The following is an 859-nucleotide window of genomic DNA, read 5'->3' on the forward strand; positions in this document are numbered from 1 at the left end:
TTGCTCTTTGGAACTCACACGAGCATAACCAATTTTAGCCATTTTTATCTACCCCCAAAAGCCCTTATTTAAAGATGTTTCACTTATTTGAGAAAGTCCTTTATTAACTCGGCATTTTCAATGAGTAATGTTCTTGTATATATTTTAGGCTGATCTGAAGCTTTGATTATTTTCCAAATAATTGCCGCTACTTTCATTGGCTCATAGTACTTTTTTGAAATTGAATCACTTCTGAATGCTTGCACAAAACTGTTCCATTGGTATGTTTGTTCTTCATCATTATCAAGGGAAATCATTTGAGGTTCCCTTAAAATTTTAACCAAGTCAGCTACAGTCGCATTTACATCCTCATTCTTTTCAACCTCTCTCATTTTTATCCCCATTATTTTACGAAAGGTAAAGTGCTCAACTCCAAAATAATTAGCAAAGAAAGTTCTAGCTGCTTGGTTAAGCGAAAAGCCAGAATCAAGTAACTTGGTGTCTAATGTAATGCTATCGGCCGTTAGCTGTGAGGCCACTCTTCTACTCGGTTTTCTGAGGGGCTTTATTTCTGTAGCGGGCTCACCATTTAAAAATGCAATAATATATTTAACCAGTTCCGCTTTAGTACCGTATCTTGGTAATCCATATTGGCTACAAATGTTTTGTAATTCCCCTTTATACCAATAAAAGCTAGAAAATGTTTCACTGGTCATACTTTTATTAAATTTAGGACGCACTGTCATATCTATTCTCACTCCTTTTTTGCATATCACCAAAAGACCTGTCTGATAGGTTTATTTGGACAGTTCTAATGAACATCTGTAATTCCTAGTATAGCACAGAAGTAAAAAAGGCCATTAGGGTATACCCTAGTGGC

1 protein-coding gene is annotated in these 859 nt (G+C 35.6%); it reads right to left on the reverse strand.

What is annotated here, in order from left to right; translation table 11 throughout:
* Positions 1 to 83: 83 nt before the first annotated feature.
* Positions 84 to 725: an SAP domain-containing protein gene (locus OXT66_RS09600; protein WP_125710585.1), complete on the reverse strand. Its 642-nt coding sequence runs from the start codon at positions 723 to 725 to the stop codon at positions 84 to 86.
* Positions 726 to 859: the final 134 nt, after the last annotated feature.

The sequence above is a fragment of the Lentilactobacillus senioris genome (genome assembly GCF_026798195.1).
GTDB classification, from domain to species: Bacteria; Bacillota; Bacilli; order Lactobacillales; family Lactobacillaceae; genus Lentilactobacillus; species Lentilactobacillus senioris_A.

Excerpts from the sequence above, each read along its gene's own strand:
- OXT66_RS09600 (WP_125710585.1), bottom strand. The coding sequence starts at position 725 with ATGACAGTGCGTCCTAAATTTAATAAAAGTATGACCAGTGAAACATTT.